This is a genomic window from Colwellia sp. C1TZA3, from assembly GCF_007954265.1.
Taxonomy (GTDB): Bacteria; Pseudomonadota; Gammaproteobacteria; order Enterobacterales; family Alteromonadaceae; genus Cognaticolwellia.
In genome coordinates this window covers 1-4163 of sequence record NZ_VOLS01000111.1, presented here as the reverse complement: position 1 = coordinate 4163, position 4163 = coordinate 1, and the positions used below count along the sequence as shown (strand labels likewise).

4 protein-coding genes and 1 pseudogene are annotated in these 4163 nt (G+C 36.6%); 2 read left to right on the top strand and 3 right to left on the bottom strand.

What is annotated here, in order from left to right; all coding sequences use genetic code 11:
• Positions 1–410: 410 nt before the first annotated feature.
• A pseudogene (locus ESZ39_RS18435) lies at positions 411–719 on the bottom strand (RDD family protein).
• Between the two features lie 169 nt (positions 720–888).
• Positions 889–1713, bottom strand: coding sequence for a hypothetical protein (locus tag ESZ39_RS17225; protein WP_146881152.1), 825 nt, complete (start codon positions 1711–1713; stop codon positions 889–891).
• 567 nt (positions 1714–2280) lie between these two features.
• Here ESZ39_RS17225 and ESZ39_RS17220 point away from each other — a divergent pair.
• Positions 2281–3297, top strand: coding sequence for a hypothetical protein (locus ESZ39_RS17220; RefSeq protein WP_146881151.1), 1017 nt, complete (start codon positions 2281–2283; stop codon positions 3295–3297).
• A 280-nt stretch (positions 3298–3577) separates the two neighbouring features.
• The gene (locus ESZ39_RS17215) at positions 3578–3808 is read left to right on the top strand and encodes a hypothetical protein (protein ID WP_146881150.1); all 231 of its coding nucleotides are present in this window, start codon (positions 3578–3580) and stop codon (positions 3806–3808) included.
• 159 nt (positions 3809–3967) lie between these two features.
• Here ESZ39_RS17215 and ESZ39_RS17210 read toward each other — a convergent pair.
• Positions 3968–4163, bottom strand: a 196-nt coding sequence (locus ESZ39_RS17210) for a transposase (RefSeq protein WP_191321678.1), incomplete at its 5' end; no start/stop codon positions are given.

Here is a 4163-nt window from a genome sequence, read left to right as displayed (position 1 = left end):
TATACCCGTTCCACTTCAAGATGCAGTTTCAGCGTTAAGCTAGGAAATCAGATCAAGGCGCGATACGAAGATAATGGTTATTCTCGGTAACTGCTCCTGCGTTACCCTAATGTCCTACATCGACGTGCATGGAAGTACTAATGCCGTGGAGCCATGGATGGCTAAGAACGGCCATGTAGGAACCTTATCAAGTAGTGCACAGGTTTTTTGTTCCAGACAAAACCTAAGTACATACATCCATGTATGCAACGCTGGACTGGTTTTCTAGCTTAGCTCCCTACGGGCAAGCCGATAAAGGGTCATCTGTGGCGTTATGGATTTCGACAATACTCCCACAGGGATGTGGGTTATTAGAGCAACGCAGGAGCAGTTGCCAAGAACAACTATTCTCTTCAATCCATGCCTGGTACCTAACCCTTTCTCGACTTGCACAAACCTGCACCTTGAAGTGGAGCGGGTATATAACAACGAATAACAATCGTACCAGCAATTTTATCATGCCAACCCTGTTTTTTGTCCCAAGCAATCCAGAAAAAGCCTAAACCTAATGCAATTAACGAAAAATAGTAAGCAAGATATCGGATGATAGACTGCTAAACTGTGAGTTTATTACCCGTTTTTTCATCAACAATTTTTGCTTCTAGTAAAATTTTACCCAGCGTAGCTGACTTATAAATCCAAAATAAAACAGTAGCAATAATTGGACGTGCAGAAGTAATAATAACATTCGAAAAACCTTGAACCGACTCAACTGTATTAAAATACTAACCACCATATACATGGTGGTTTTTTATTCACCGCCATGCATTATAGCTTGCCAATATGCTTGTAAAAAAGGCGAAAGTGATACTTTCGCCTTTAAGCTAAAAACAATGATATAAAAGTTATTTATTCGATAAATTCTGCAGCAATATCTTCAAAAGCGGTGGTAGACCAATAATTTAACGCTTGGCCTATACCTTCATACATTACAGTTAACTCTTTTTGACCTAAGGGTTGTTGATAAAATTGCGTATATTGTGCGATTTCTTGCTCGGTTAATGACTCATAAATAAAATAAGAAACCATGATCATTTGCTGTTCTAACGCCGGCCTCATCATCGCTTCCATTTGTGTTAGTTGTGTTTGAATTTGCACTTCATTAATACCCTGCCCTGGGTTTGCAACCATTAAACCTTCAATAGTACCTTTAGCCACTGCCATAATAATGTTTAGCGAGTGCTCGACTAAGTTGGTTATTTCAACAAAATTTCGCACTACTTTAATACGTTCTCTGGTTGGCGGCGTTGTTTGCAATATCGCCATATAATTCATCAAGTCTTGATTAAAACTTGGCGTCGAAGCTTTTGCTTCAGCCATTTTTATCCTTCGTGCTAAGTCGCTATTAAGCCAAGTAAGTAACTTTTGCATTTCGTCTGCAGAAAAATTGTCTTTTATATGCTCAAAAACCACTTGTTTAACGTCATCTAATCGCCAAGCATTTAATAAAAAATTTATCACCTTTTGCGCTTGTTCAGGATCTTTAGCAGTCATTTGCATTTGTTGATTCATAGCACTCATTTGCGTAGGAATACTACTAAGCGCAGCGTTAATGCCAGCAAGCGCCATATATTGGGTAACATCAGCGTCACTGCTGGTTTTAGCCGAACTAAGCTGGCTAAATGTTGTGCTCAGTAGAAATAAAAGTATATAAAATAAAGTGAATTTTTTCATTGTCAGTCCTTTAACTAGTTAACTAGCTTGTCGTTTATAGCTGGTTTTAGTGCTATAAACCATAGTACATCGTGATATTAATTTACAACAATTATTTATTTTCCTGGCGATGATGTGTGCACAAATTATAGGTAACTTGGTTTTATTGCTGCAAATTAACCCCTTGGATTCAAATAGTCAACGCTGAGCCAAAGGGGATAAATATAGCGCTATGATCCAAGTAAATAAGTGTTAACTGAGATTAGTTGATACACCAATTAAATTAAGTCGAAGAGCAATTATAAGTAACAATAAATATTCAAGAGCACATATTTATTGTTCCAGACTAGCTATAAGTACCTGCAACCTGAAGGTAAAGCAGATATTAGATCACCTTAGAATGATCGATTGAGCAATAGCTGGCTATTGAGATTGAGAGCAACACAGCCTTGAGCTATTTTAACTAGTACAAGTGAGTAATAACTTAATGGGATTGGTATTATACAATAACTAGATATATCAGCTCAAAATGTGCTGATAAATTAAACTAGCCATTAAATAATCTGGGCTCAAAGAAGAATTAATAATATGCGAAACCTAATAGCACCTCAGCGTTACCACTTTTTTTTAAACATTGCCTTTACAACCATAGCTTTTAGCAGCTGTTTTATTAATAATGCTAGCGCTATGGTTTTAACGCCGCCAACGCCTGTAAAGCCAAGCATTCATAACATGGCAACATTACCTAAAATAAAATTTGCCAACAATATTCCAGAGCATAAAAAACCGCTACTTACCGACTGGGTTATTCACGCCAACCAAGCTTTAAGGCTAGTTTATGGCACATTACCGATGGAAAATTTCCTGACGGTTATTGAAGCCAGTAACCAAGGTACTAGTGCCGTGCCTTGGGGAGAAGTAAGTCGCTCGTTGCCACCAACCGTTACTTTAGTGGTTAACCTCAATAGTAGTCTTGAAGCTTTAAAAGCTGATTGGACCATTTATCACGAATTTAGTCATTTACTGATCCCTTATGACGCCACTGACGCTAGATGGTTTTCTGAAGGATTAGCCAGTTATTATCAAAATATTACCCAAGCCAGAATCGGCATGTTTAACGAACAAACTATGTGGCAAAAAATTTATGAGGGCTTTGAACGCGCTAATAAACAGCAAAACTATGCGCACCAAAGATTAGCTTATGTCAGTGATCACATCAGTCAAAACCATAACTATATGCGCATTTACTGGAGTGGTGCCCTTTATTGGCTAAAAGCTGATATTGCCTTAAGAGAGTTATCAAAAAATACAGCTAAACCTTATTCATTAGATTTAGCCTTAAAACAACTCCAAGCTTGCTGCTCTAAGCAATACCTAAGCGCGACAGAAATAACACAAAAACTAGATGAGTTAAGCCAAAGTGAAATTTTTAGCGCGTTATTAACTAAGTTTTCAGCCAGTTATGCTATTCCCGATTATTTAGCGCTATTAAGTTCATTAGGTGTCGAAGTCAGTAATGCTCGGATCAAATTAAATAACCACGCTAAATTAAGTTTACAACGAAAAGCTATTTTTACTGACATGGTGTTATACCAATTTGATTAATTAAGTGATCTACTTTTTCATGAGGAAAAATGGATAAATACAAGGCATAAAATTTAGTCAGTAGTTATTCTACTTATAAATTTTATAACGCTGTAGTTATTCATTTTAACCATTAAAAATGAGCAGGTAATTAATCAACTTGGTATTACTGCCTAAATAAGCGATTAAAATCATAAAATTACAATTGCTCAACCGTGAAGAGTTAATTAATCTCTCGCCTGATGTTACAAACTGCCTCATATAGACTTATATTAGCCAATATAAAAAGGAAAAAAGTCACATGCTAAAAAGTCATCTTTCATTACTAAAAACAAGCTTAATCTCGCTGTTATTAATAGCATTGTCTGGTTGTTTTAACTCAGATCCTGCCATAAAATCGGTCAATGCTTATCTTGAAAAGCAAAAAACAGATAAAACCCAAAGTGATTGGAAAACCACACTAGAAAAACCTGAAATAGTAGCGTTTGACCCAGCAGCACAATATTTTTGGGTGTTATACCAGTTCCATTAAGTTTGTGATCTTGTTGTGCGCAGGAAAAATAACTCAAGGTAGGCGCTCGATTGAGCAATAGCTGGCTATTGGGATTGAGAGCAACACAGCCTTGAGCTATTTTAACTAGTACAAGTGAGCAATAACTTAATGGGATTGGTATTATACCAATTACATTAATTAACCACTCAAATTTAGCCAGTCTCTAAAGCATATATCTTTCACCCTTTTTATATCACTTATGAAGCCGTTCCATGCATTACTACAAGATTCAACAATATCGTCATAATCCTTAAAACATTTATTCGCTAACTCATTCTGTCTTAACCACTGCCATACCTGTTCAATTGGATTTAATTCAGGTGAATAAGCGGGT